This is a genomic window from Ralstonia sp. Ralssp110 (genome assembly GCF_047325135.1).
Classification (GTDB): Bacteria; Pseudomonadota; Gammaproteobacteria; order Burkholderiales; family Burkholderiaceae; genus Ralstonia; species Ralstonia mojiangensis.
In genome coordinates, this window is sequence record NZ_CP168610.1 from 1416228 (window position 1) to 1441104 (window position 24877).

The following is a 24877-nucleotide window of genomic DNA, read 5'->3' on the forward strand; positions in this document are numbered from 1 at the left end:
GGTGCAACCACTGCCGAGGCAGGTTGCACGCGGCGCGCATCCGCCTTTATTTGACGAAGGTGCCGTTTGGCCCGATCACCGTCAGCTCGACATAATTCGATCCTTTGCGCAGGTTTGGGCCGTAGCGGACTTCCAACCCGCCCAGGTCGATCGTGCCGGCGGCTTCGAGCCCCGAGACAAAGCTGGCCCGCGTTGGCGACTTGCCCGCGCGCTTGAGCCCTTCGACCAGCACGCGCGCGGCAGCATAGCCTTCCATCATGGCGTACGACGGCGCCACACCGGCAGATTTCGCGCTGGATGCCAGCTCCCGACCCAGCAACGAAGTTGAACGCACTGGCGACGGCATCACCTGCGAGACCACCACACCGCGCCCTAGCGCCCCGAGCGATTTCGCAAACGCCAGACCGGCGTTGTTGGACAGCGCCGCAATCTGCGTCACCGTGCCTTGCTTGTTGAGCGCCTCGATCATGGCGCGCGCCGTCGTGCCCGGGCAGGCCAGAATCACCGCTTGCGGCGCGAACTTGCCGACATCTGCTGCCGCCTTGGCGATGTCTGGTTTCAGGCGGTCGACGGTGAAGATGCTGTGCGCGTCGGCGGGCAGTTTTTTCGTGGCGTTGTTGAATCCGATTTCGGTGTCTTTGCCGAAGGTGTCGTTCACGTTGACGAGCGCCAGACGGCGCAAGCCGAGCGTGTCGAAGTAATGCACCAGCTCGGCAATCTCCGCCTGGTATTTCGCGCGCACCACAAAAAGCAGCGGGTCAGGCTGATCGAAGAACGTTGAAGCGCCGGTTGAAGGCGCCACCACCGGCGCGCCCAACGGCCGGGCTTCGGTCATGATGGCCTCGGTATTCGGGGTGCCGCGCGGGAGGAAGAGGGCGAAGACCTGTTTATCGACCAGCAGCGTGTGTGCGTGTTTCTTGGAAGCGGCCGCATCAAAGCCGTCGTCTTCCGAGATCAACTCGATCTTGCGTCCATTCACGCCGCCCGCACGGTTCACGGCATCGAGGTAGAGCTTGGCGCCCTGTGTCATCTCTTTGACCTGCTCGCCGGCGGGGCCGGTGAAGCCCGCCGTTTGGCCGATGACGATCTTGGTGTCGGTGATGCCCGGTTCGGCCAGCGTCGGGCCAGACGCCAACAGCAACCCAGACAGCCACGCGCATGCAATGGCGCTGCGCAAGGCAGCGTTGCAACCTGTCATGTCTCCCCCCCTCTTCCTGGGTGATTGTTTTGTCGTATGCCGATACGGCAGCGCGCACTGCAACATCGGCCGGACGATGCTAGCCGAGAAGCCCCATGCCGCTCCCTCCGGATTTCCCTAGGGCTGCAACATTGCCGCAACGCTTCATGCGGGTTCCGTGCAAAAAAAACCGCCGTACGAGACGGCGGTATGGCTGGAAAACGAAGCGCTGATCAGTTGTTCTGCTTCGTGATCTTCGTGCCTTCGATCGATGCGCCGGCCATCAGGCCCGCGTTGGTCAGGTTGAAGCCGATGATTGGTTGCTGAGCGGTGTTGGTATCGACCGCGCCGTTCGCGCCGATCTTTGCCAGTGCCACGGTGGCATCCACGCCAGCCGTCCAACCTTGACTGTTCTGGAATTTCTGCAGCGCTTCGTCCGTCATGAACAGGATGATGAGCGCACGCGACTGCGCGCCAGCCTGGAAGCCCACCGACGCGGAGGCGATGTTGTAGTAGCCCAGCGGACGGCCACCGCCGGTGCGCAGCACGCCTTCGCCGTATTGGCCGCCCACCACAAAGCCGGCGTTCAGCACCGACGGGAACACGAGTACGCCCTTGGCGCGTCCGACCAGCTCACGCGAGCCGCTGGCCGTGGTGTACAGGCGCGAGAGCACTGAATCGGCCTGCGAGTTGGTGGTGGCGTGCTTGTTGGTGGACGACATCACGTCGGAGCCCTGGGCATTGGGGCTGGTGGTGGTACAGGCCGCGATCTGGGTACCGAGCAGTGCGACAGCAGCAAGCGCGGCGGCGCGGGTGACGATGGTCTGGCGGCTGATGAGGTTCTTTTTCATGGCGATTGATCTCACTGTCTTTGTTGTTGACGAGGGACACAGGCATACGCGCATCCCGGCTCTGACTCGGTCCCATGCGCTGAGCAAGGGTGTCGACCAAGGAGGAGCAAGCGGCGTGCCCGCCATATCGCATAAGCGCTGGAGCGCTCAATTCCTGACATTAGGCGAGATTTGTGCCCCATGTGGCGCTTTTGCTTCACTGCTTTGTAAAAACGCAAGCCGACCGCAATGCAGGTAGCTTTTTCACGCGCAACAAAAAACCGGCGCTTCAGGCCGGTTCTTTGTGCGATGCAGGAGGCGTGGAGGGTTGGCCGTCAGATCCAAATGATCAACGCTGCCACGCCAATGATCAGGCCGAACTTCACCACGTAGTAGACCTTGCGGTTCCATGCCTTGAAGCGGCGGCGGTACTGGCCCATCACCCACACGTAGCGGAACAGTTTGTTGATGCCGCCGGTCTGGTCGCCCTCATCGTTGGGCGAGCTGGCGGCGGTCATGACCTTGCGGCCCAGCCATTTGTTGATGCGCTGCGCCCAGCCGAATTTCATCGGGCGTTCGATATCGCAGAAGAGGATCAGACGATCTTTGTCGGAGGCGTTTTCGGCCCAGTGCAGATAAGTCTCGTCAAAGACGACGCCCTGGCCGTCCCGCCAGCTGTGGCGCTCGCCATCGACTTCGATGAAACAGCGGTCGTCGTTGGGCGTGGACAGGCCCAGGTGATAGCGCAGCGAGCCGGCAAACGGGTCACGGTGCGGATTCAGCTTGCCGCCCGGCGGCAGCTCGGCAAACATCGCCGCCTTCACGCTTGGCAGGTCGCGCAGCAGCGCGACGGTCTGTGGGCAGAGCTGTTCGGCAGAGGGGTGATGTGCCTCATACCACTTGAGGTAGAAGCGTTTCCAGCCATTCTTGAAGAACGAGTTGAAACCGGCGTCGTCGTTCTTCTCGGCAGCCTTGATTTTGCGCAGGTTGACGAGCGCCAGACCTTCGTCGCGAATCTGCGGCCACGCGGCCTGCAGCTTTTCCAGATCCGGAAAACGCTCGACAGGCACATACGGCGTCTGCGGCACGCCCGAAAACGCGTACATGAAGCAGTTGACCGGCGCGACCACCGCCGAGTGATCAAACATCTGGCGCCAGAATTTCAGGCGCACCTTGCCGCGAAAGTGCACGTACAGAATGGAGCCCAAATAGAGAGCCACGATAATCCACTTGATCAAGGCGATTTCCTTGCCGCACGGTGGCGGTCAGCAATTGAGTGCATGCGCTGGCAGCGCAATCCGGCATTTTACCCGTGGCGAGGCCGCGCCGCGTGGGTCGCTGCCAACAGTGCAACGTGGTTTTGTGATGCCACGTTACCGTTTGCGCTGCCTTGGCAATAAAGAACATCTGCGTTGATTTGTCGCGAAATGTGCGTCGCGTTCTACAATTCCGCTTCGCCTGCCAGGCACCATGGCCGAGGGCGATCACCGGAGGGAGTGATGGACGTCAATAAACGCGACGAAGAATCGAGCGACATGCCGACCACCATTGGCATCGTGCCGAGCAGTGCGGAAGCGCTGGAAGCGTCCATCCGCCGTGCCCAGGAAGCGCTATCCGGGGTGTCTGCTCGACTGGCAAGCCGGCCTGCGCCGCCGCGTCCGGACCCGGCGACAGATCGCTTCGTTGAAACTGACGACACCATGTCCTCAGCAGAAGCGCGCGCCCTGGCCGAACGTTGCATTGCCGGCGAGGCAACGGAGCCGGCAAGCCTGGCGCGGGCGTTTTCCGCGTTGCTTGGGCAGATCGATGGATTGGAAGCCGACCATGCCGGCCGGCGCCGCGTGCTGCGGCAGTGGATGGTGAGTCAACTCACCTACAAGATGCTGTATCTGCACCACACCGGTCAGGATTCGACCGTGCCGCCGCGTGCGCTGCGCGCTCAGAAAGAGCGGGTGAAGGCGCAGGTTTCGGCCCTGCTGGATGCCGGGCGTTCCTACGCCGATGTGCGCCTGACCGACCTGCGCTTTGCCGAGGATGGCAGCGCCGCCGGTCAGGGCTAGGCGATCAATCTTCGTCGTCGTCCGGTTCGGAGTCGAGGAATTCGCGGCGGGTGAGCCAGTCGGCGATGGCTTGGTCGCAGGCGTCCTTTAGCTTGGACTTGTTGTCTACCTTGTCGAACAGCGTGAAGTTCATCAACGCCAGGCCCAAGTCTGTGATGTAGAACATCCGCTTCGGGTTGTCGAAGTGGACGATGCGGCCGTCGATGTCGCCTTCGTCTTCCGGTTCGGCCGGTGCGTCTTCGAGTTCGACCACGCGGCAGGTGAAGCGCGGTGTGCGAGTGTGCGTCAGATATTCGAATTCATCGTGCGACACTTCGCCGGACGGTGTGACGGCAATAGCGAAGCCCCAGATAAAGCGCGGGGTCGGCAGATCCGACAGCTCGTCGATTTCATCCATCCTTGTTTCTCCAGTCTGATGACGGCTTGTATTAACGGCGCATTATCGCGCGACCCGTGCTGCACGGAAAGCACAATGCACGCCCGATGTGGTGGGGCGCTGATATGACCGACCAGCGTATGCAGCGCATTCGGGACGGCCTGGCCGCGCGGCTGGCGTTCGACGTTGATGCGCTCGTTCCTTGGATTGTTGCCGGACAACGTGTCGGCTGGCTGAGCCGAGAGAGAGCGTCACTGCTTGCGCGCTGGCCGCAGTGGTTCGACGTGTCGACGCAGCGGGTCGATTTGCGGGAGACGCTCGACAACGAGGCCGAGCGCACCGCGGCGCTGGCCGAAGTCATCATGCGCCTGGCGGAAGACGGCCACGTGCTCGGCTGGCGCGACGAGCGTTTCGCCGTCAACACCGGCTGGGGCACGCCCGCGCTGGCGCTGATCGAGCGCGCCGCCGCGCGTTTCTTCGGCATCCGAACCTACGCTGCGCACATGAACGGCCTGATCGACGGCGGTGAGGGTGCCGAGCCGGCGCTCTGGCTGGCCCGTCGCGCCGAAACCAAGCCGATCGACCCCGGCATGTGGGACAACCTCGTCGCCGGCGGCATCGGCCATGGCTTCGATGCACGCGGCGCGCTGGAAAAGGAATGCTGGGAAGAGGCGGGCATCGGCGCCGATCTGGCGGCGCAACTGGTGCCGTGCGGCACGCTGGATGTGCTGCGCGAAGTGCCCGAGGGCATCCAGTGCGAAACGCTGTTCGCCTTCAACCTGACGCTGCCGGACAGCTTCATCCCCGCCAATCAGGACGGGGAGGTCGCCGGCCATTTGCGTGCCAGCCCCGACGCGGCGCTTGATATCATGGCGGACTTCGCGATGACGGTCGACGCGACGCTCGTCACTCTCGACGCCCTGGCGCGCCTGAGTTTGCCCCGGGCGCCGTAGCGGTTTGCGTCCGGCAACAATACATAAAACGCTTCATGAGTCACTCCGGTTTCATTCTTACCCTGTCATGCCCGGACCAACCGGGCATCGTCCACGCCGTGTCGGGCCTGCTTTTCGAGCAGGGCTGCAACATTCTCGATTCGGACCAGTTTGGCGACGAATTCACGGGCCGTTTCTTCATGCGCGTGCATTTTGTTCCGCAGGGCCAGCCGCTGGACCTTGCCGCACTGCGTGACCGCTTTGCGCCCATCGGCGACCGTTTCTCCATGCAGTGGGGCATGTTCGACGCCGCAATCAAGCCGCGCGTGATGATCCTGGTTTCGAAGATCGGCCATTGCCTGAACGACCTGCTGTTCCGTGCCCGCGCCGGCCAACTGCCGATCGAGATTGCGGCCATCGTCTCGAATCACCGCGATTTCTACCAACTGGCTGCGTCGTACGACGTGCCATTCATGCACCTGCCGTTGCTGCAGGCGACGGACGCGCAGAAGGCGCAGCAGGAAGCCCGCATCTGGGAGATCGCGCAGGAGCAGCAGATCGACCTGGTCGTGCTTGCGCGCTATATGCAGATTCTTTCCGACGATCTGTGCCGCAAGCTTGAAGGCCGCGCCATCAACATCCACCACTCGTTCCTGCCGAGCTTCAAGGGCGCCAAGCCGTATTACCAGGCGCATGAGCGTGGTGTGAAGCTGATCGGCGCAACGGCGCACTACGTGACGGCTGATTTGGACGAAGGCCCGATCATCGAACAGGAAATCGAGCGCGTGGATCACAGCATGGACCCGGAGCAGCTCACCGCAGTCGGCCGCGACGTGGAATGCGTGGCGCTGGCCCGCGCGGTGAAATGGCATGCGGAACACCGCATCCTGCTCAACGGCCACAAGACCGTCGTCTTCAAGTAATCCAGTCAGAGTAGGGGAGCGCGCGATGCGACAGATCATTCTCGATACCGAAACCACCGGCCTGAATGCCGCCACCGGCGACCGCGTGATCGAAATCGGCTGCGTGGAGATGGTCAACCGCCGCCTGACCGGCCGCAACCTGCATTTCTACATCAACCCCGAGCGTGAGATCGACGCCGGCGCGATGGCCGTGCACGGCATCACCAACGAGTTCGTGGCCGACAAACCGAAGTTCGCCGAGATCGTTAACGAGATCCGCGACTACGTGCAGGGCGCCGAGGCGATTATTCACAACGCGGCGTTCGACTTGGGCTTCCTGGACATGGAATTCCAGCGCCTCGGCTTGCCGGCATTCCGTGAACACCTGTCGGGCCACATCGACACGCTGCGCGAGGCTCGCCAGATGTTCCCGGGCAAGCGCAACTCCCTGGACGCGCTGTGCGACCGTCTGGGCGTGAGCAACGCGCACCGTACGCTGCACGGCGCATTGCTGGATGCGGAACTGCTGGCCGAGGTCTACCTCGCCATGACGCGCGGCCAGAACACGCTGGTGATCGACATGCTGGAGTCAGGCGAAGGCGCATTGGCCGAAGCCGTCTCTGTCGATCTGAGCGCGCTGCAACTGCCGGTGCTGCTGGCAACCGAAGCCGAGGCCGAAGCGCATGCCGGCGTGCTCAAGGAAATCGACAAGGCCAGCGGCGGCAAGACCGTCTGGACGCGCGAAGCTGTGGAATCTGCGCCGCCGGTTGCCTGATCAAAAAAATGTGCGGCCAGGGTATTTACACGGCTGCGCCTTTTCGCCATAATCTCGTTTTCACCGCATTCGGGTGGTTAGCTCAGCGGTAGAGCACTGCCTTCACACGGCAGGGGTCACAGGTTCAATCCCTGTACCACCCACCAAACAAGCGAGAAATCGCTTAAAAGGCCCTCAGGCAAATGCCGAGGGCCTTTTTCTTTTGTCCGCGTTCTCCGTGCGGGCTTTTCCGGCCGATTCACCGTCGCGCCCGGCACAAACCTCCCTTGGCGCAAAAAAGAGACACCTTTGGTCGATCCGTTTCGGTCTTTCGACCACGGGCTGTGGGCACGCGTCGGGGCGACAAAGGCCGTTTTGCCCCATGCTTTGCACAATGCTGTGTTGCGCGCCAAAAAGAAAAGCTGCCACTACAAGCGTAGGTCTGCTGGTAAGCGCCACGTGCAGTACCACAGTTGGCGAGACACGAAAACGCAGGGATATCCCCCTCCTGGATTCAGCGTGCGCGCGGGAACTCGCACAGATCGGTTACGTACCAACCTGCGAGCGCGGGCGGGTGGCATGGGTACGCTTTCTGCTGTGCTCGGGATAGCCGATCGTCGTGGTGCATGCGTGTTGATGCATCGTGCAAGGTCCGTTTAGCACTTGATGCTGTCGAGCGCTAACGCAATTGCGACGGTTGTGCACCATTCCAGGCTCTCAACCGTTCTTGTGATCATCGGTGATTCGTCTACAGTGGAATCAGCAACGCACGCAAGAACTAGCCTGGCTCTCGCTTGTTGGTGTGGAGTAGGGAAGAAATCTACGGGGGAGATATGGATATTTTCCGCCACTACGCAACGCGTTTTGAAGCTCGCAAAGAGGACGAGTACAGCATCCAGGAGTATCTGGATATCTGCAAAAAAGACTCGACCGCCTATGCGACTGCCGCGGAGCGCATGCTCACCGCGATTGGTCAGCCTGAACTGGTGGACACTCACCACGATCCTCGGCTGTCACGATTGTTCTTCAACAAGGTCATCAAGATCTACCCGGCTTTCCGGGAGTTCTATGGCATGGAGGACACGATCGAACAGATCGTTTCCTTCTTCAAACATGCCGCGCAGGGCCTTGAGGAACGCAAACAGATTCTTTACCTGCTCGGGCCTCCGGGCGGCGGCAAATCCTCGCTTGCCGAGAAGTTGAAGGCGCTGATGGAGCAGATTCCCATCTACGCGCTCCAGGGCTCGCCTATTCACGAGTCCCCGCTCGGGCTGTTCTCGCCCGACGAAGACGGCAAGATTCTGGAGGAAGACTACGGCATCCCGAGACGCTATCTGAACACGATTGCCTCGCCCTGGGCGGTCAAGCGGCTGCATGAGTTCAATGGCGACATCACGCGTTTCCGCGTGGTGAAGCTGCATCCGTCGGTGCTGTCGCAGATTGCGATTTCCAAGACGGAGCCGGGCGACGAAAACAATCAGGACATTTCGTCTCTGGTGGGCAAGGTCGACATTCGCAAGCTGGAGGACTATCCGCAAGACGACCCCGATGCGTATTCGTATTCGGGCGGGCTATGCCTGGCCAATCGGGGCTTGCTCGAGTTCGTCGAGATGTTCAAGGCGCCGATCAAGGTCTTGCACCCGCTGCTGACGGCCACGCAGGAAGGCAATTACAAGGGCACGGAGGGCTTTGGCGCGATCCCGTTTGATGGCGTCATCCTGGCGCACTCGAACGAGGCGGAGTGGCAGAGCTTCAAGTCCGATCGCAACAACGAGGCGTTCCTTGATCGCATTTACATCGTCAAGGTGCCGTATTGCCTGCGCGTGTCGGACGAGGTGAAGATCTACGACAAGCTGCTGCGCAACAGCTCGCTGGCCGCGGCGCCGTGCGCGCCGAACACGCTGAAAATGATGGCGCAGTTCGCGGTGCTCACACGCATCAAGGAGCCCGAGAATTCCAACATCTTCTCGAAGATGCGCGTGTACGACGGCGAGAGCCTGAAAGATGTCGACCCGAAAGCAAAGTCGTATCAGGAGTACCGCGACTTTGCCGGCATCGACGAGGGCATGACGGGCTTGTCGACGCGCTTTGCCTTCAAGGTGCTCTCGAAGGTCTTCAACTTCGATGGGACGGAAGTGGCGGCCAATCCGGTGCACTTGCTGTATGTGCTCGAGCAGCAGATCGAGCGCGAGCAGTTCCCGCCGGAGACGGAATCCAAGCTGATGTCCTATATCAAGGAATACCTCACGTCGCCGTACGTGGAGTTCATCGGCAAGGAGATTCAGACCTCGTATCTGGAGTCCTATTCGGAGTACGGGCAGAACATCTTCGACCGCTACGTGGTGTTTGCCGACCTCTGGATTCAGGATCAGGAATATCGCGATCCGAACACGGGCGAGATTCTCGATCGCAGCGCGTTGAACGATGAGTTGGAGAAGGTGGAAAAACCGGCGGGCATTTCCAACCCGAAGGATTTCCGCAACGAGATCGTCAATTTCGTGCTGCGGGCGCGGGCCAAGAACGGAGGCAAGAACCCGGTCTGGACGAGCTACGAGAAGTTGCGCGCGGTGATCGAGAAGCGGATGTTCTCGACCACGGAGGATCTGCTGCCCGTGATCTCGTTCAATGCCAAGTCGTCGCATGACGACAAGGAGAAGCACGAGAACTTCGTGAACCGCATGGTGGAGAAGGGCTATACCCAGAAGCAGGTGCGCTTGCTGGTGGAGTGGTATCTGCGCGTCAGGAAGTCATCTTAAGGAGGTAAGGAGAGGGCAAGGACACCCAGCGAACTTCCAATCGAGGGCAGTCACATGGGCACGATCATTGATCGGCGGGAGAACGGTGGCGGCAAAAGCACCGTCAACAAGCAACGCTTTATCAAGCGTTACCGAGACCAGATCCGCCGTGCGGTGGCCAAGGCGGTGACGGGTCGCAAGATCATGGACATCGAGCAGAGCGGTCAGGTGTCCATTCCCGTCAAGGACATCTCCGAGCCCATGTTCCACCACGGCTCGGGCGGGCGCCGAGAAGGCGTTCACCCGGGCAACAAAGAGTTCATTCGCGGCGACAGCTTCGACCGCCCGCAGCAGGGCAGCGGCGGCTCCGGTTCGCAGGCCAGCGACTCGGGCGAGGGCGAAGACGATTTCATCTTCACGCTCTCGCGCGAGGACTTTCTCAACTTCTTTTTCGAAGACATGGCGTTGCCCGATCTTGCCAAGCGCAGCCTGGCCAAGATCGCGGAGGTGCGCAAGGTGCGCGCGGGTTTTTCGCTCGATGGCACGCCGTCCAACCTGTCGATTCTGCGTACGATGCGCAGCTCGCTCGGTCGCCGCATTGCGTTGTCCAGCCCGTATCAGCGCCGTCTGCATGAGCTGGAAGGCGAGTACAACGAGGAGCTGGAAAACGACGGCCCTTACAGCGTGCGCGCGCAAGAGCTGATGAAGGAGATGCGACATCTGCGCTCGTGCCTGGATCGCGTGCCGTTCATTGAAAAGCTCGACCTGCGCTACAACAACCGCGTGCTGCGCAAGCGTCCGCAGGCGCAGGCAGTGATGTTCTGCGTGATGGACGTATCCGGCTCGATGGACGAGTCGCGCAAGGACTTGGCCAAGCGCTTCTTCATGCTGCTCTACCTGTTCCTCAAGCGGAACTACGAACGCATCGACGTCGTCTTCATCCGCCACCACACCGTGGCCAAGGAAGTGGATGAAGAGGATTTCTTTCACTCACGGGAGTCGGGCGGCACTGTTGTGTCGAGCGCACTCAAGTTGATGGCGGAAGTGATTCAGGAGCGCTATTCACCAAGCCAATGGAACATCTACTGCGCGCAGGCTTCGGATGGCGACAACTGGGCAGGGGACTCGGAGCTGTGCGCCAAGATACTGCGCGAAACGATCCTGCCGCTGACGCAGTATTACGCCTATGTTGAGGTGGTCTCCACGGAGCCGCAGAACCTGTGGGAGGAGTATCTTACGTTGAAGGCTGGGCACGAGAACTTCGCGATGCAGCGCATCCTCAAGGCGGACGAAATCTATCCGGTGTTGCACGAGCTGTTTCAGAAGCGCGCCGCCTGATCGCTGATCGGGCCGCAGGAGTTGCTGCCAGCCCGGCACTGCCGCCGCGCAATGGCAGCGTGTGCCATGGCGAGCACGCCACCTGTGACCCTGTGTGATGGACCAACGGGAACGAGCATGGCCTACCTATCTACGGGCTCGGAGTGGACCTTCGAGCTGATCAGGCGCTACGACCAAAGCATCGCCCAGATTGCCGCAGATTTCGGCCTGGACACCTATCCGAACCAGATCGAGATCATCACCGCCGAGCAGATGCTCGACGCCTATGCGTCGTCCGGCCTGCCACTGGGCTACAACCATTGGTCATACGGCAAGCATTTCCTCGCATCGGAGCGCGGCTACCAGCGCGGCCTCATGGGGTTGGCGTACGAGATCGTCATCAACTCGAACCCCTGCATCGCTTATCTGATGGAGGAGAACACGATGCCGATGCAGGCGCTGACCATCGCGCATGCCTGCTACGGCCACAACTCCTTCTTCAAGGGCAATTACCTGTTCCGGACGTGGACGAACGCGGACGCCATCGTCGATTACCTGCTCTTCGCAAAGAACTACGTGGCCGAATGCGAGCAGCGCTACGGCGAGCAGGAGGTGGAACTGCTGCTCGACTCCTGTCACGCGTTGCAGAACTACGGTGTCGATCGTTATCGACGACCGAAGAAGCTGTCGATCAACGAAGAGCAGGCTCGCCAGGCTGAACGCGAGAAATACCTTGAAGCACAGGTGAACGACCTGTGGCGTACGCTGCCCACGCACCGGGCACGTGCGCTGGCAACCGCAGACGACGTGCCGGAACCTGATCCGCAGTTTCCGCCCGAGCCGGAAGAGAACCTGCTGTACTTCATCGAGAAGAACGCGCCCAAGTTGCAGCCGTGGCAACGAGAAATCGTGCGCATCGTGCGCAAGATCGCGCAGTACTTTTATCCGCAGCGCCAGACCAAGGTGATGAACGAAGGCTGGGCCACCTTCTGGCACTACACCATCCTGCACAAGCTGTACGACGAGAAACTCGTCAACGACGCCTTCATGCTCGAGCTGCTGCAGGCGCATACCAACGTGATCTATCAGCCGCCATTCAATAGCCCGTACTACAGCGGCCTGAACCCATACACGCTCGGCTTTCTGATGTTCCAGGACATCCGGCGCATTTGCGAATCGCCAGAAGAAGAGGATTACCGCTGGGCGCCCGAGATTGCCGGCAGCGATTGGCAGAAGACACTCGATTTCGCCATGCGCAACTTCAAGGACGAGAGCTTCCTGTTGCAATTCCTCTCCCCGCGCGTGATCCGCGAGTTGAAGCTGTTCTCTGTGCTCGATGACGATCGCGACGCCAAGTTGCGCGTCACCGCGATCCACGACGACGATGGCTATCGCAAGATCCGCGAGTTGTTGGCAGGGCAGTACGACCTCTCGAACATCGAGCCCAACATCCAGGTGACCAACGTTGATGTGGGCGGAGATCGCTCATTGACGCTGCGCCATTTACAGAGCAACCGACGCCCGCTTGGGCCGAACTACGAAGAGATGCTGCGGCACGTCGTACGCCTATGGGGCTTTACGTGCCGGCTGGAGGTGGTCTACGAAGACGGGCGACGCGAGATGAAACACGAGTGCAAGCCTGACTAGCCCACATTCGTTTCCACAAGGCCAGCTTCGCGCTGGCCTTCTTTTTGTCCGCCGCAGGCGCGGATGTCGGCCATGCTGCCCGTCGCTTCGCTACATGCCGAAGCGGAAATGACCGCTACGCAGCACGATGTTGTGCGAATCCGTCAGCTTGAACAGCGAACGCGCCATGTCTTCAATGGTGCCGCGGTGGCTTTCCATAGCTTGCAGCAGATCCTCCTGCCGCCACGAGCGGGCGCCGAAATGTTCTTCCAGCGCTTCTGCCGTCACCGCATAGCGGGCCGGGACGCCGTCGACGCTTGCCGTGCAGGTAAGCGTGAGGTCCGCAGCGCAATAGCGTGGCGGGCTGGCGTGGAATTCAATGGTTTCCATGGGCGGCCTCCATGAAAAAACGGCGATGCACCGTGCGCCGCCTTCCAACCAGTGTATGGCGCGATTGCGTGAATGCAATGTGGTCGGCTCAGTGTTTTCACCCCGCGGTGAACCCTGGGGCCCGTGACGTCCGAAAAAGGCAGGGGAGGCCACGGGCAGGTGCATGTCGCGGCGCTACATCGCACACATCTGCAGGCGGACGAGGCTGGCCTTGCAGCGCGAGAGCCAGAGCGCGGCCTCGGTCCGGTTGTTGACGCCAATTTGCCGGAACAGCGCGTACAGATGGTTTTTGATGGTGCCTTCAGCTACGTTGAGCACGCGGCAAATCTGCTTGTTGGATTTGCCCTCTGCAAGCAGTTGCAGCACCTCATGTTGCCGCGGCGTGAGTCGGCGCCAGAGTTCGGCCGGGCTTTCTCCTGAGCTTTGGCGCGGATCGTCGGGAAACAGATTACTGATGGGCGGCAAGTAGACCGCGCCTGAGGTAATGCGCAGCAGGGCTTCGAGCAGAACGTCGGCCGTGGCTTGCCGGTCGACCACGCCGGCCGCGCCAAAGCGCAGCGCATCGCCCACCACGTGCCGGCCGACCGCTTGCACCGTCAGCAGCACGGGCACTTCCGGCAACACCGCTTTCAACTCCGACAGGCGCTGCCGTGCGTCGTCGTCCTGTGCGCTCCATTCCATCACAACGGCGCTGGGTTCGGCTTGCCTGCAAGCCGGTCCGATTTGCTCAACGTAGTGAGTATCGATAAACACACCCTGCGCGTCGAGTGCATTCAATACATTGGACACACCTGCCGCAAAAAGAGGCAAGCTATCGATTACCAGAATATTCATCGACCCCTCGTACTTCAGTTAATTATTTTCGGCGAAACCGATTATTTTGTAGGGCGGGATCGATCCGGATGCATTGAAACGGAAGTTCAGTGCCGAAAGTCACGGGCCGCCTGTCGATACGTACTGGGCCGCTGTTCCGTGGCCTTGGCTGGGACTTTCGAGGCATCGAACCCCGTAGGAAAAACTCTTACTTTGGATTCGGGCACACAAACCTGTGCGTCCAAATAATTCAATGTGAGGAGTTTTAAATGGACAACGGACTTATCGGGTCGGTTATCAATGCGCTGCCGATCGACAAGATGATCTCTGCGCCGCTGCAGGCCATGATCGCAGCGCAAACCACGGCGGCAAAATCCTATGCGGATTTTCTGCTGCAGGTGTGTATTCAGAACGGCAAAGCCGTTGCGGTGCAATTTGACTACGACGAAACCATCGTCGACGAGAAGGGGGTGTCGCAGGGCACGATCCAGAAGACGATGCGCATTCCGCTGCTGTGCGCGGTCGTGCATCCGGTGATCGCCATCGAGGAAGGCACGATCGACTTCGAGCTGGAGATTTCGCAGTCGGAGAAATCGTCGTCCAGCACCGAGGCCGAAGGGTCGTTCCAGGCCAAGCTCGGCTGGGGCCCGTTCAGCGTGTCGGTGTCGGGACGCGCCTCGCATAAGTCGGAGCAGACCCGTAGTACCGACACGCGTGCCAAGTACTCCTTCCACACCCAGGTCAAGCGTCAGAACCCGCCGGAAGCGCTGATGCGCGTGATGGAGTTCTTGACTGACGCGGCAACCAAGCCGGTGGTCGTCAAGGGCAAGGAGAACGACGTCAAGCCGCTGCCGGCCACGCCGACCGACGGCACGATGGTCGGCGAAAAGGTGCCGGCTGGCGGCAACGCGCCGGCCCCGGCCCCGGCAAATCCGTAAGCCGCCACGGCGACGGACGCCGGCCGGCCTCCCCACGGCCGGTGTCCTGATCGGTGCGCGCCTGCCGCGCGCCGCCTATTGATCTGATCGATCCGACCGACCCGACACCATGTTCAATCTCTTCAGCCGCCGCGGGCGTGATGATGACCGTGCGTCGTCAGCGCCCGCCACACCACCTGCGCCGCCCGCCAGCGCGCCACCAGCGCCACCTGTGTCTTCCAATGCCGCACCGTTTCCCGAGACTGCGTCCGATGCGTCTCCGCCGTCGCCACCGGGTTCGTCTCCGCCTGGCGGTGGCAACGGCGGTGGAAGCAACAGCAACAGCCACGGTCACCCGGGCTTGAATGGCCTGACGCTCGACGACATCACGCGCGGCATGCAGCATGCCGCAGCCTCCGCCAATCAGATGCTTGCGCAGCAATACACCGCGCTGCTCGACCAGTTTTTTGATGCCGACGACAGCGGCACGCTGGTCGCCCGCGAGGTGGAACTTGCGCTCGACAGTCAGCACCGGCTGGCGCTGCCGCTGGTCTCGTTGGCGATGCCGCGCGGCATCGCGCTCGATGAAATGACGGTGAACATGACCGTGCGCAGCGACATCGCCGAGGCCCTGCCTTTACACGGCGCTGCCGGCGGCGGCGTTGGCCGGTTCTACGTCTCGCTTGCGCCGCATTCCAAGCGGGATACGGGCCGCGATAGCGAGCACATCGACATCGAGATGAAGTTCACGGCGCTGCAGCCGCCAGAAGCGGTGATGCGGCTGATTGACGAATACACGAATCGGCTGGTGCCAAGGCCCGTGCAACCGAATGCAGCCGGTTCCGGTGGCCCCGACACCACCAGCACGCCCCAGGAGAAGAGCGATGAGCACTGAGCACAACCCGCGCACCACCGGCGAGCGAGGCCTCGCGCTGATCAAGGAATCGGAAGGACTGCGTCTGTCGACGTATCTGGATGCGGTTGGCAAGCCGACGATCGGCTATGGCCACCTGATTCGTCCCGGCGAGACCTTCAAGGGGCCGATCTCGCAGCAGCAGGCCGAAGCGCTGCTGCGCAAAGACCTCGCCGACACCGAGCAAGGCATCGCCAAGGCCGTGCGCGTGTCGATCACGCAGGGTCAGTTCGACGCGCTGGCGTCCTTCGTCTTCAACCTGGGGGCGGGGCGGCTGCGCTCGTCAACGCTGCTGCGCAAGCTCAACGCCGGTGATTACGTCGGCGCGGCCAACCAGTTCCTGCTGTGGGACAAGGCCGGCGGCAAGCCGCTCAAGGGGCTGACGAAGCGTCGTCAGGCCGAACGCAAGTTGTTCCTGTCCTGATTCACCACCACGTTACTTCACCGGAGAAGCTCGCATGCATACCGAACCGATGTCCGTGATTCCCACCACCCGTCCGCGCCGCCTGTATCGCGTGCTGACCTGGCTTGCCGCCGCAGCCGTGGCGATCGGCATGTCCTATGCCCGCGCGGCCGACAATGTCGCGCCAACCTGCACAGCGGAGGCGCAGCGCATCCGCAGCGAACTCGGAAACCAGGATCTGCCGATTTTCAATGACCAAGCTGGGCGTTACCTCGCCGACGCGTTGAGCCAGCTCTACGCATACGGCACGCTGCCCAACCGCTACGTGCCCGAGCGCCAGGCCAACTGGGAGCCGGGTGCCAATCGCCCCGTCATGATGCAGAAGCGCAGCATCGGTGGTGATTTATGGGCGCAGACCGGTCTGTTGCAGGCCGATATCGACGATGGTCTTTCCAAGCGCGGCCCGCTGCGGCTGGTTTATGCGCAGGATGGCAAGCCGCAATACGTCACGACCACCGCCGCAAATGCGCCGCAGATCCCCACGCAGCGCTGCGCGGGCACGTGAGCGACCGCCCGGGCGCGTCAGGCTTTCGCCTGGCGCGCCATCTCGACGCCCTTGTTGGCCAGCGCATCGGCGCGCTCATTGCCGGGATGGCCGGCATGGCCCTTGACCCAATGCCAGCTCACCTCGTGGCCGGTGACGAGTTCGTCGAGCGTGCGCCAGAGGTCGTCGTTCTTGACCGGTTTCTTGTCGGCCGTCTTCCAGCCGCGGGCTTTCCAGCCGGCCAACCATTCGCTGATGCCCTTCTGCACGTATTGCGAATCGGTGTACACCTGCACCCGGCACGGCCGCTTGAGTGCGCGAAACGCCTCGATCACGGCCATCAGCTCCATGCGGTTATTGGTGGTCAGCGTTTCGCCGCCAAAGAGTTCTTTTTCGTGGCTGCCCGAGACGAGCACGGTGCCCCAGCCGCCGAGGCCGGGGTTGCCCTTGCACGCGCCATCGGAATAAACGGTGACTTCCTGCATTGAGAAACGTGGGTGACGTGTGAGTGGAACGGCAGCGCTCAGGCGCCCGATTTGCCGTCTCGCGCCGTGACCGATGGCGCCTTGGTCGAATGCGAGCCCGAAGGTGTTGCGACCGGCGTACCGGCCGGCACCAGCGCCGGCGATTTGCGTGTCTTCCATGCCGGGCCGACCAGACGCATGGTGCGCACGCGCTTGACGGCCTGCAGCATGTAGACCGCGCCGAAGATCGGCCACCAGCGGTCGCCGGCCTTTTCCATGAAGGCGGTGCGCTGCAGCCATTTGTCTGAACGATTGGGCGGGCAGTAGCAGCCGAAACGGCCGCGCACGATATCAAATCCGAGCAGCTTGAGCCAGTCTTTCAGTCGCGTGAACGCAATCATCTGGCTCTGAGCCGGCAGAAACGATTCCGTGCCCAGGCGCCGCATGCCTTGGCGCATACCCCAAAGGCTCAGCGGGTTGAAGCCGGTGATGACCAGGCGCCCCTCGGGCATCAGCACGCGCGCCACTTCGCGCAGCACTTCATGCGGATCATCCGTGAACTCGAGCACGTGGGGCAGCGCGACGAGGTCGATGCTCTGCGAAGCGAAGGGCAGTTCGTCATAGCGGCAGATGACGCGCGGTGTGGCCTGGCGCTGGGGCGTGCTGGCGTCGGGCTCTGTGTCAGCCGCGTCGGCGGATTCGGCGGGGTCGCCGTCCATCGGGTCGAGCGTTTCGGTGGGGGCCGTCGGGTCGATGTCATCCACCACACGCGCGATCAGCGGGATGCGGTTCTCGCGCAGCGCCCCAAAACCAGGGTGGCCGAGCTGCAGCGCGTGATAGCCGAACATGTCGGCCACCGTGCGATCGAACTGCGCCTGTTCCCAGCGCAGGACGTATTGCCCGGGCGGCGAAGCGAGCCAGTGGTGCCAATCTATAATGCGACGATCGTTAGAGGAGTCGGACATGGTCCAGGGTGGTGTGCCGCGTGGTGTAGCGCTTGAGGTGGAGGCGATCGCTGCGTTTACCGACAATTATATTTGGGCACTACACGATGGCCGTGTGGCTGCTGTCGTCGACCCGGGCGACGCGCAACCGGTGCTGCGCTTCCTGAAGGAACGCGGGCTCGCGCTCGGTGCCATTGTAATCACACATCATCATGGCGATCACGTCGGCGGCGTGCGCGAACTGCTCGCGGCGTATCCGGAGAATCCCGAAGGTGCGCCATTGCAGGTCATCGGCCCAGCAGGTGAAGCGATCCCGTGCCGCACGCAGGCGGTGCGTGAAGGCGATGTCGTCACGCTTTTGCAGCCTGCCGCCACATTTCGGGTGATCGATGTGCCAGGTCATACCAGCGGCCACGTCGCCTATGTGGCGCACCTTCAGGGTAATGCCGCATCGGCGAGCTTGTTTTGTGGCGATACACTCTTCGCCACCGGTTGCGGCCGGCTTTTTGAGGGTACGCCTGCGCAGATGCGCGCGTCGCTGGCCAAGCTGGCGGCGCTGGCGCCCGATACGCGTGTCTACTGCGCGCATGAATACACTGCATCGAATGTGCGCTTTGCGCGTGCAGTCGAACCTGGCAACGCCGACTTGGCAGCCTGGGAGGATGAGGTAACGGCGTTGCGGGCCGAGGGCCGCTCGACTGTACCCACTACCGTTGGCCATGAGCGCGCGACCAATCCCTTCATGCGATCGGACGACGTCAATGTGACGCAGGCCGTGGCACGCCATGCCGGTATCGACGCGGATGATCCGGTGGCAGTCTTCGCCGCGTTGCGTCAGTGGAAGAACGATTTCCGTTGAGAATGCTGGGCGCGCGGCGATGCCGCGGCCACATGTGAAGCATCCAGCAGGCGCGACGCCGGGTGAACGCGGGTTGACGCGGTCGGATGCGTTTCTTACTATCTGGGGCAATTTTTAGCCCTAACCTCACAGAACTTGATGCGATCCGTGCGACTTCTTGCGGCAACTGTGCTCAGTCTGCTCCTTGCGGCCTGTGCAACGGCCCCCGGGCCGAACGCCGACACAGCCAGCACCAGCGCTTCCACCGCCACCGGCCAAGCCCCTGCGCCGGTCGTCAATGTCGATCAGCAGCCCGTGGCATCCCTGAAAGGGCCGGCCAAGGATCTCTGGGCGCGCATTCGCCAAGGTTTCTCCATGCCCGACCTGCAAAGCTCGGCGGTGGACGATCGTACCGACTGGTATGCGCAGCGCCCAGACGCTTTCCGCCGCATGGTGGATCGCTCCAACCGCTACCTGTATCACATCGTTGAAGAGCTGGAGCGGCGCAATATGCCCACCGAGCTGGCCCTGCTGCCGTTCGTGGAAAGCGCGTTCAACCCACAGGCTGTGTCGAGCGCCAAGGCCGCCGGAATGTGGCAGTTCATCCCGAGCACCGGCAGAACGTACAACCTCAAGCAGAATGTCTTCCAGGACGAGCGTCGCGATGTGCTTGCCTCGACCGATGCTGCGCTTGACTATCTTTCCAAGCTGCACGATCAGTTTGGCGACTGGCAACTCGCGCTGGCCGCCTACAACTGGGGCGAAGGTGCGGTTGCACGGGCGATTGCGCGTAATCAGGCAGCTGGCCTGTCGACGGATTACGTCAACCTGAACATGCCCGCCGAGACGCGCATGTATGTGCCCAAGCTCCAAGCGGTGAAGAACATCATTGCTAACCCGGAGCGCTACGGCGTCACGCTGCCGGAGATTCCCAACCATCCGTACTTCGTCACCGTCACAACGTCACGTGATATTGATGTGACGCTGGCGGCCAAGCTGGCGAATCTGCCGATGGATGAGTTCAAGGCGCTGAACCCATCGTTTAACCGGCCGGTGATCCTGGGCGCGTCGAACCCACAGATTCTTCTGCCGTACGACAACGCGGAAACGTTCCAATACAACCTGAACACCTACCGCGGCGGTCTTTCGAGCTGGACGGCCGTGACGGTCGGCAATCGCGAGCGTGTGGAGGCGTTGGCGGCGCGGCTGAAGGTTGACCCCGACACCATTCGCGAGATCAATCGTATTCCGAAGGGCATGCGTTTGAAGGCCGGCTCCACCGTGGTGGTGCCGCGCGCCGACGGCGCCCAGGAAAACGCACCCGACATCAGCCCCGAGTTGGCCGAGAACGCCACCATGGCAGTCGAACCCGACATGCCGGATCTCAGAAAGGTGGTGGTGCGCGCGGGCAAGCGTGACACGGTTGCGGGTCTGTCGCGGCGCTACGGCGTGTCCGTTGCCCAGATTCGTGCGTGGAACCAGCTCCCCGGCGATGCCATCCCCAAGGGGCACAGTGTCGTGCTGATGCTGCCGCAAGCGCGCGGTGGCAGCCGTGGTGGGCATGTGCGCGTGATGCGCGTGTCGGCCACGACGGCGCGCGCCACAGCGGCAACCACGCGCGTGCCAACTGCGAAGGTGGCCGGCAAGCCGGTGGTCAAGGCTAAACCGGTGGCAACTTCATCCAGTTCGGCCAAGCGCAAGAAGCGCTGAGGCTGGCAAGAAAAACGGCGTCCTGCGGGGCGCCGTTTTGTTTTGGGGCGGCGGTAAGACCTGCGTAAGTTGGCGACCGCAAAGTAAGTGTATCCAAGCACAATCAAGATTGAGCCATCGCACACGATGGCCAGGAGACAACGTCATGCCCATGTCCGCCGCATATCGCGCGCTGTATCAGCGCTCCATTGACGATCCCACAGGCTTTTGGGGTGAGCAGGCCCAGCACATCGAGTGGCAAACGCCGTATTCGGCAGTCCTCGACGATTCGCGCTTGCCGTTCGCAAAGTGGTTCGTGGGCGGGCGCACCAACCTCTGCCACAACGCCGTCGATCGGCATCTCGCCACGCGCGGTGAGCAAGCGGCGCTGGTGTACGTCTCCACCGAAACCGGCCTGGAGACCACCTACACATATCGCCAGCTCCATCGCGAGGTCAACCGCATGGCGGCGAGTCTGCAGGCGCTGGGTGTCAGGCGCGGCGATCGCGTGCTGATTTACCTGCCGATGATTCCCGAGGCCGCGTTCGCCATGCTGGCCTGTGCACGCATCGGCGCGATCCACTCGGTGGTGTTCGGCGGTTTCGCATCCAACAGCCTCGCCACGCGCATTGACGACGCTACGCCGCGTGTGATCGTGAGTGCGGATGCGGGCTCGCGAGCGGGCAAGGTGGTCGAATACAAGCCGTTGCTTGACGCGGCGATTGACCTGGCGGCGCACAAGCCTGAGCGCGTGCTGCTGGTCAATCGCAAACTCGCGCCCATGCAGCACAACCCGCGCGATGTTGATTACGCAACGCTCGCGGCAGAGCACGCGAATGCCGATGTGCCATGCGAATGGATGGAGTCGAGCGAGCCCTCGTACATCCTCTACACCTCGGGTACGACTGGCAAACCGAAAGGCGTCCAGCGCGATACCGGCGGCTATGCGGTGGCACTGGCGGCGTCGATGCCGCTCATTTTTGGCGCGCAGCCCGGCGACACGATGTTCACTGCATCGGATGTCGGCTGGGTGGTCGGGCACAGCTACATCGTTTATGCGCCGCTGCTGGCGGGCCTGACGACGGTCATGTACGAAGGCACGCCAATCCGCCCTGACGGCGCGGTCTGGTGGCGCATCGTCGAGCAATACCGCGTGAATGTGATGTTCACCGCGCCGACCGCCATTCGCGTGCTGAAGAAGCAGGATCCAGCGCTGCTGCAGCGACATGACCTGTCGAGTCTGCGCCGCCTGTTTCTTGCCGGCGAGCCGCTGGACGAGCCCACCGCCAGCTGGATCGGCGAGGCCCTGCACAAGCCCATCGTCGACAACTACTGGCAGACCGAAACTGGCTGGCCGATGTTGGCCATTCCGCAAGGGGTCGAGCCTTCCATGCAAAAGCTCGGCTCGCCGGGCTTTCCGGTCTATGGCTACAAGCTCGACATCCTGGACGAGGCTACGGGGCAGCCATGCGCCCCGGGGGAGAAAGGGCTCCTCGCCGTCGCCGCGCCGCTGCCGCCGGGCTGCATGACCACCGTCTGGGGCGACGATGCTCGCTTTCTGAAGACCTACTGGTCGGCGTTTCCTGGGCGGCACATCTATTCGAGCTTCGACTGGGGCGTGCGCGACGAAGAGGGCTACGTGACCATCCTCGGCCGCACCGACGATGTGATCAACGTGGCGGGGCATCGCCTCGGCACGCGCGAGATCGAAGAAAGCCTGTCGTCGCATCCCGCCATCGCCGAGGTGGCGGTGGTGGGCGTGGCTGATCAACTCAAGGGACAGGTTGCGATGGGGTTTGCCATCGTGCGTGACGCCTCGCGCATTACCGAGGCGGCAGGGCGCTTGGCCCTGGAAGGCGAGTTGATGCGCACGGTCGAGGCGCAACTCGGTGCTGTGGCGCGGCCTTCGCGGGTGTTCTTTGTCGGAGCGCTGCCCAAGACGCGTTCCGGAAAACTGCTGCGCCGCGCGATGCAGGCCGTAGCGGAAGGGCGTGACCCGGGCGATCTGACCACGATCGAAGACCCGACGGCCCTGGCTCAGGTGCAGGCTGCTATGCGAGGTGAGTAGGGCGGCAGAAAAGTGATGCTCTCGCTAGCTTGAGGTTGGGTTCGCCGGGATGGAAGAGCGTCACAACGCGAGGTGGCACACGCCGTTAAGTCCTTCCTTTCATTGAGTTTTTTGCGGCGCCAGGGTATAATTGTCAGGTTTGAGTTCAGAAACCCATCACCCTAGCGCCAACCGCTTCCTACCTCCCGCCTCCCGCCCCGTCTGCCTCGTTTCTCGGTGATTTCTGGTGAGTTCTGTCCCAGTTCCGATTTTCGGCGCGCAAACGGCCCGGATTCCGCTCAGCCGGAATTCCGCTTTGGCGACAAGGTGATCAGGTCGGCACAGGGTGAATCCAGCAGGAGCTACCCGTGTTGCCGTCTTTCCCGCCCGCCATCCTCGCGCTTGCAGACGGCACGGTCTTTCGTGGCTATTCCATCGGTGCGGCCGGTCATACGATCGGCGAAGTGGTGTTCAACACTGCCATCACCGGCTATCAGGAAATCCTTACCGATCCGAGCTACTCGCGCCAGATCGTCACGCTCACGTATCCGCATATCGGCAACGTTGGCGTGAACCGTGAGGACGTCGAAGCTACGAAAGTCCATGCCGCCGGCCTCATCATCAAGGATCTGCCGATCCTCGCGTCCAACTTCCGCAAGGAGCACTCGCTCTCGCATTACCTCAAGGGTGAGAAGGTCGTTGCCATCGCCGGAATCGATACCCGCAAGCTGACCCGAATCCTGCGCGAGAAGGGCGCTCAGAACGGTTGCATCCTCGCCGGCGAAGACAACGTGCAGAAAGCCATCGACCTGGCGCGCTCGTTCCCCGGCCTGTCGGGCATGGACCTGGCGAAGGTCGTATCCGTGACCGAGCCGTACGAGTGGACCCAGACCGAATGGGCGCTGGGCCGTGGCTACGGCAAGCAGGAAGCCCCGAAGTACCACGTGGTCGCGTATGACTTCGGCGTCAAGTTCAACATCCTGCGCATGCTGGCCGAGCGTGGCTGCCGCGTGACGGTGGTGCCGGCACAAACCAGCGCGGCCGAGGTGCTGGCGCATAACCCGGACGGCGTATTCCTCTCCAACGGCCCCGGCGATCCGGAACCCTGCGACTACGCTATCGCTGCCGCAAAGGAATTTCTGGAGCGTCGCCTGCCGACGTTCGGCATCTGCCTAGGTCACCAGATCATGGGCCTGGCCGTAGGCGCCAAGACGCTGAAGATGAAAACCGGTCACCACGGTGCCAACCACCCGGTCAAGGATCTGCAGGATGGCCGTGTGGTCATCACCTCGCAGAACCACGGTTTTGCTGTGGACCCGGAATCGCTGCCGGCCAACGCGCGCGTGACGCACGTCTCGCTGTTCGACGGCACGCTGCAGGGCTTCGAGCTGACCGACCGCCCGGCGTTCTGCTTCCAGGGCCACCCGGAAGCGTCGCCCGGTCCGCACGACATCGCGTATCTGTTTGACCGCTTCACCGCGGCAATGGACGCAGCGAAGCAGTAAAGCAAACGAGATCGCATCGTCATGAACGCCTTCATGCTCGCCCACTTCGGCATCACCGAGTTCTGGACTTTCCTGCTCGGCACGATCTTCATCGTGCTGCTGCCGGGGCCGAACTCGATGTACGTGCTGTCGGTGGCCGCCCGCCGCGGTGTGCGCACGGGCTACCAGGGCGCGTGCGGCGTGTTTCTGGGCGATGCCATCCTGATGGTGTTGTCGGCAGCAGGCGTGGCTTCGCTGTTGAAGGCGAGTCCGGCGCTGTTCTACGTCGTGAAGTACATCGGTGCGGCCTACCTGGCGTGGATCGGTCTGCAGATGCTGCGTGGCGCGGTACGCAATTGGCGCGCGCGCAAGGCCGGCGAATCCGTCGCACAAGACGCGGCGCCGGCTGACGAGTCGCACCCGTTCAAGAAGGCGCTGATCATCAGCCTGCTGAACCCGAAGGCGATCCTGTTCTTCATCTCGTTCTTCATCCAGTTCGTCGACCCGCACTATGCGCTGCCGGTGGTGTCGTTCGTCGTGCTGGGGCTGGTCTGCCAGATCTGCAGCTTCCTGTACCTGACCACCATCATCTTCGTGGGCGCGCGGCTGGCCGCGGCGTTCCGCGCGCGACGACGTTTGTCTGCCGGTATGAGCAGCGGCGTCGGCGCCATGTTTATCGGCTTCTCCGCCAAGCTGGCGACGGCCACACTGAATTAATCGAA

General features: G+C 62.2%; 24 protein-coding genes and 1 tRNA gene. 17 read left to right on the plus strand and 8 right to left on the minus strand.

From position 1 onward, the window contains the following. Positions 1 to 46 precede the first annotated feature (46 nt). The 3 genes from ACEN9T_RS15460 to lpxO form a co-directional block, all read right to left on the minus strand. The gene (locus ACEN9T_RS15460) at positions 47 to 1198 is read right to left on the minus strand and encodes an ABC transporter substrate-binding protein (RefSeq protein ID WP_413708186.1); all 1152 of its coding nucleotides are present in this window, start codon (positions 1196 to 1198) and stop codon (positions 47 to 49) included. A 212-nt stretch (positions 1199 to 1410) separates the two neighbouring features. Continuing rightward, positions 1411 to 2028 (minus strand): YSC84-related protein, encoded by a 618-nt coding sequence (locus tag ACEN9T_RS15465; protein WP_413708187.1) that lies wholly within the window; start codon positions 2026 to 2028, stop codon positions 1411 to 1413. 314 nt (positions 2029 to 2342) lie between these two features. Then, positions 2343 to 3245 carry a lipid A hydroxylase LpxO gene (gene lpxO / locus ACEN9T_RS15470; RefSeq protein ID WP_024975410.1) on the minus strand — a complete coding sequence of 301 codons (903 nt, stop codon included), beginning with the start codon at positions 3243 to 3245 and terminating at the stop codon, positions 2343 to 2345. 261 nt (positions 3246 to 3506) lie between these two features. On the opposite strand from lpxO, the gene ACEN9T_RS15475 reads away from it, so the two are divergent. After that, on the plus strand, positions 3507 to 4067 hold the full coding sequence (locus tag ACEN9T_RS15475; RefSeq protein ID WP_413708188.1) for a hypothetical protein: 561 nt from the start codon (positions 3507 to 3509) through the stop codon (positions 4065 to 4067). Positions 4068 to 4071: 4 nt separating this feature from the next. Here ACEN9T_RS15475 and ACEN9T_RS15480 read toward each other — a convergent pair whose 3' ends face one another. Next, the gene (locus ACEN9T_RS15480; protein ID WP_024975412.1) at positions 4072 to 4464 is read right to left on the minus strand and encodes a hypothetical protein; all 393 of its coding nucleotides are present in this window, start codon (positions 4462 to 4464) and stop codon (positions 4072 to 4074) included. A gap of 104 nt (positions 4465 to 4568) precedes the next feature. Between ACEN9T_RS15480 and ACEN9T_RS15485 the strand changes: the two genes are divergently transcribed. The 7 genes from ACEN9T_RS15485 (at position 4569) to ACEN9T_RS15515 (ending at position 12730) form a co-directional block, all read left to right on the plus strand. After that, the gene (locus ACEN9T_RS15485; protein WP_413708189.1) at positions 4569 to 5396 is read left to right on the plus strand and encodes a DUF4743 domain-containing protein; all 828 of its coding nucleotides are present in this window, start codon (positions 4569 to 4571) and stop codon (positions 5394 to 5396) included. Positions 5397 to 5431: 35 nt separating this feature from the next. Further along, complete coding sequence (purU, locus tag ACEN9T_RS15490; RefSeq protein ID WP_092969776.1) at positions 5432 to 6298, plus strand: formyltetrahydrofolate deformylase; 867 nt, start codon at positions 5432 to 5434, stop codon at positions 6296 to 6298. A gap of 25 nt (positions 6299 to 6323) precedes the next feature. Beyond that, on the plus strand, positions 6324 to 7052 hold the full coding sequence (dnaQ, locus tag ACEN9T_RS15495) for a DNA polymerase III subunit epsilon (protein ID WP_092969778.1): 729 nt from the start codon (positions 6324 to 6326) through the stop codon (positions 7050 to 7052). A gap of 71 nt (positions 7053 to 7123) precedes the next feature. Further along, a tRNA-Val gene (locus ACEN9T_RS15500) sits at positions 7124 to 7198 on the plus strand. A gap of 666 nt (positions 7199 to 7864) precedes the next feature. Continuing rightward, positions 7865 to 9787 carry a PrkA family serine protein kinase gene (locus tag ACEN9T_RS15505; RefSeq protein ID WP_024975416.1) on the plus strand — a complete coding sequence of 641 codons (1923 nt, stop codon included), beginning with the start codon at positions 7865 to 7867 and terminating at the stop codon, positions 9785 to 9787. A gap of 54 nt (positions 9788 to 9841) precedes the next feature. Beyond that, positions 9842 to 11104, plus strand: coding sequence for a YeaH/YhbH family protein (locus tag ACEN9T_RS15510; protein WP_092969857.1), 1263 nt, complete (start codon positions 9842 to 9844; stop codon positions 11102 to 11104). A gap of 117 nt (positions 11105 to 11221) precedes the next feature. Then, entirely contained in the window at positions 11222 to 12730 is a 1509-nt protein-coding gene (locus ACEN9T_RS15515; protein WP_092969859.1) for a SpoVR family protein, read from the plus strand. Positions 12731 to 12820: 90 nt separating this feature from the next. On the opposite strand, the gene ACEN9T_RS15520 is transcribed toward ACEN9T_RS15515, so the two are convergent. Together ACEN9T_RS15520 and ACEN9T_RS15525 are read right to left on the minus strand one after the other, a co-directional pair. Next, complete coding sequence (locus ACEN9T_RS15520) at positions 12821 to 13099, minus strand: DUF1488 domain-containing protein (protein ID WP_092969861.1); 279 nt, start codon at positions 13097 to 13099, stop codon at positions 12821 to 12823. Between the two features lie 174 nt (positions 13100 to 13273). Continuing rightward, complete coding sequence (locus tag ACEN9T_RS15525; RefSeq protein WP_092969863.1) at positions 13274 to 13933, minus strand: response regulator transcription factor; 660 nt, start codon at positions 13931 to 13933, stop codon at positions 13274 to 13276. A gap of 248 nt (positions 13934 to 14181) precedes the next feature. Here ACEN9T_RS15525 and ACEN9T_RS15530 point away from each other — a divergent pair, with 248 nt between their 5' ends. From ACEN9T_RS15530 to ACEN9T_RS15545, 4 genes are all read left to right on the plus strand, one after another. Continuing rightward, positions 14182 to 14850: a DUF2589 domain-containing protein gene (locus tag ACEN9T_RS15530; RefSeq protein WP_092969865.1), complete on the plus strand. Its 669-nt coding sequence runs from the start codon at positions 14182 to 14184 to the stop codon at positions 14848 to 14850. A gap of 109 nt (positions 14851 to 14959) precedes the next feature. After that, positions 14960 to 15724: a DUF2589 domain-containing protein gene (locus ACEN9T_RS15535; protein WP_413708190.1), complete on the plus strand. Its 765-nt coding sequence runs from the start codon at positions 14960 to 14962 to the stop codon at positions 15722 to 15724. Further along, entirely contained in the window at positions 15714 to 16166 is a 453-nt protein-coding gene (locus tag ACEN9T_RS15540; protein ID WP_092969869.1) for a lysozyme, read from the plus strand. The genes ACEN9T_RS15535 and ACEN9T_RS15540 overlap by 11 nt, the downstream gene beginning before the upstream one ends. A 34-nt stretch (positions 16167 to 16200) precedes the next feature. After that, a complete protein-coding gene (locus ACEN9T_RS15545; protein ID WP_092969871.1) occupies positions 16201 to 16710 on the plus strand; it encodes a hypothetical protein in 510 nt (169 codons plus the stop codon). Between the two features lie 17 nt (positions 16711 to 16727). Here ACEN9T_RS15545 and rnhA read toward each other — a convergent pair whose 3' ends face one another. After that, positions 16728 to 17174 (minus strand): ribonuclease HI, encoded by a 447-nt coding sequence (rnhA, locus tag ACEN9T_RS15550; RefSeq protein WP_092969873.1) that lies wholly within the window; start codon positions 17172 to 17174, stop codon positions 16728 to 16730. Between the two features lie 38 nt (positions 17175 to 17212). Further along, positions 17213 to 18118: a class I SAM-dependent methyltransferase gene (locus ACEN9T_RS15555; RefSeq protein WP_175537058.1), complete on the minus strand. Its 906-nt coding sequence runs from the start codon at positions 18116 to 18118 to the stop codon at positions 17213 to 17215. Here ACEN9T_RS15555 and gloB point away from each other — a divergent pair. From gloB to leuE, 5 genes are all read left to right on the plus strand, one after another. Beyond that, a complete protein-coding gene (gloB, locus tag ACEN9T_RS15560) occupies positions 18117 to 18956 on the plus strand; it encodes a hydroxyacylglutathione hydrolase (protein WP_413708191.1) in 840 nt (279 codons plus the stop codon). The genes ACEN9T_RS15555 and gloB overlap by 2 nt on opposite strands. A 138-nt stretch (positions 18957 to 19094) precedes the next feature. Then, on the plus strand, positions 19095 to 20645 hold the full coding sequence (locus ACEN9T_RS15565; RefSeq protein ID WP_092969877.1) for a transglycosylase SLT domain-containing protein: 1551 nt from the start codon (positions 19095 to 19097) through the stop codon (positions 20643 to 20645). A 145-nt stretch (positions 20646 to 20790) separates the two neighbouring features. Further along, positions 20791 to 22692, plus strand: a complete 1902-nt coding sequence (gene prpE / locus ACEN9T_RS15570) for a propionate--CoA ligase (RefSeq protein WP_413708192.1) — start codon at positions 20791 to 20793, stop codon at positions 22690 to 22692. A gap of 347 nt (positions 22693 to 23039) precedes the next feature. Further along, positions 23040 to 24176, plus strand: a complete 1137-nt coding sequence (gene carA, locus ACEN9T_RS15575; protein ID WP_092969881.1) for a glutamine-hydrolyzing carbamoyl-phosphate synthase small subunit — start codon at positions 23040 to 23042, stop codon at positions 24174 to 24176. Positions 24177 to 24197: 21 nt separating this feature from the next. Beyond that, positions 24198 to 24872 carry a leucine efflux protein LeuE gene (gene leuE / locus ACEN9T_RS15580; RefSeq protein ID WP_413708193.1) on the plus strand — a complete coding sequence of 225 codons (675 nt, stop codon included), beginning with the start codon at positions 24198 to 24200 and terminating at the stop codon, positions 24870 to 24872. Positions 24873 to 24877: the final 5 nt, after the last annotated feature.

Coding starts and splice junctions, on each gene's coding strand:
- ACEN9T_RS15460 (WP_413708186.1), bottom strand. CDS start 1,198: ATGACAGGTTGCAACGCTGCCTTGCGCAGCGCCATTGCATGCGCGTGG.
- ACEN9T_RS15465 (WP_413708187.1), bottom strand. CDS start 2,028: ATGAAAAAGAACCTCATCAGCCGCCAGACCATCGTCACCCGCGCCGCC.
- ACEN9T_RS15475 (WP_413708188.1), top strand. CDS start 3,507: ATGGACGTCAATAAACGCGACGAAGAATCGAGCGACATGCCGACCACC.
- ACEN9T_RS15480 (WP_024975412.1), bottom strand. CDS start 4,464: ATGGATGAAATCGACGAGCTGTCGGATCTGCCGACCCCGCGCTTTATC.
- ACEN9T_RS15485 (WP_413708189.1), top strand. CDS start 4,569: ATGACCGACCAGCGTATGCAGCGCATTCGGGACGGCCTGGCCGCGCGG.
- purU (WP_092969776.1), top strand. CDS start 5,432: ATGAGTCACTCCGGTTTCATTCTTACCCTGTCATGCCCGGACCAACCG.
- dnaQ (WP_092969778.1), top strand. CDS start 6,324: ATGCGACAGATCATTCTCGATACCGAAACCACCGGCCTGAATGCCGCC.
- ACEN9T_RS15505 (WP_024975416.1), top strand. CDS start 7,865: ATGGATATTTTCCGCCACTACGCAACGCGTTTTGAAGCTCGCAAAGAG.
- ACEN9T_RS15510 (WP_092969857.1), top strand. CDS start 9,842: ATGGGCACGATCATTGATCGGCGGGAGAACGGTGGCGGCAAAAGCACC.
- ACEN9T_RS15515 (WP_092969859.1), top strand. CDS start 11,222: ATGGCCTACCTATCTACGGGCTCGGAGTGGACCTTCGAGCTGATCAGG.
- ACEN9T_RS15520 (WP_092969861.1), bottom strand. CDS start 13,099: ATGGAAACCATTGAATTCCACGCCAGCCCGCCACGCTATTGCGCTGCG.
- ACEN9T_RS15525 (WP_092969863.1), bottom strand. CDS start 13,933: ATGAATATTCTGGTAATCGATAGCTTGCCTCTTTTTGCGGCAGGTGTG.
- ACEN9T_RS15530 (WP_092969865.1), top strand. CDS start 14,182: ATGGACAACGGACTTATCGGGTCGGTTATCAATGCGCTGCCGATCGAC.
- ACEN9T_RS15535 (WP_413708190.1), top strand. CDS start 14,960: ATGTTCAATCTCTTCAGCCGCCGCGGGCGTGATGATGACCGTGCGTCG.
- ACEN9T_RS15540 (WP_092969869.1), top strand. CDS start 15,714: ATGAGCACTGAGCACAACCCGCGCACCACCGGCGAGCGAGGCCTCGCG.
- ACEN9T_RS15545 (WP_092969871.1), top strand. CDS start 16,201: ATGCATACCGAACCGATGTCCGTGATTCCCACCACCCGTCCGCGCCGC.
- rnhA (WP_092969873.1), bottom strand. CDS start 17,174: ATGCAGGAAGTCACCGTTTATTCCGATGGCGCGTGCAAGGGCAACCCC.
- gloB (WP_413708191.1), top strand. CDS start 18,117: ATGGTCCAGGGTGGTGTGCCGCGTGGTGTAGCGCTTGAGGTGGAGGCG.
- ACEN9T_RS15555 (WP_175537058.1), bottom strand. CDS start 18,118: ATGTCCGACTCCTCTAACGATCGTCGCATTATAGATTGGCACCACTGG.
- ACEN9T_RS15565 (WP_092969877.1), top strand. CDS start 19,095: ATGCGATCCGTGCGACTTCTTGCGGCAACTGTGCTCAGTCTGCTCCTT.
- prpE (WP_413708192.1), top strand. CDS start 20,791: ATGCCCATGTCCGCCGCATATCGCGCGCTGTATCAGCGCTCCATTGAC.
- leuE (WP_413708193.1), top strand. CDS start 24,198: ATGAACGCCTTCATGCTCGCCCACTTCGGCATCACCGAGTTCTGGACT.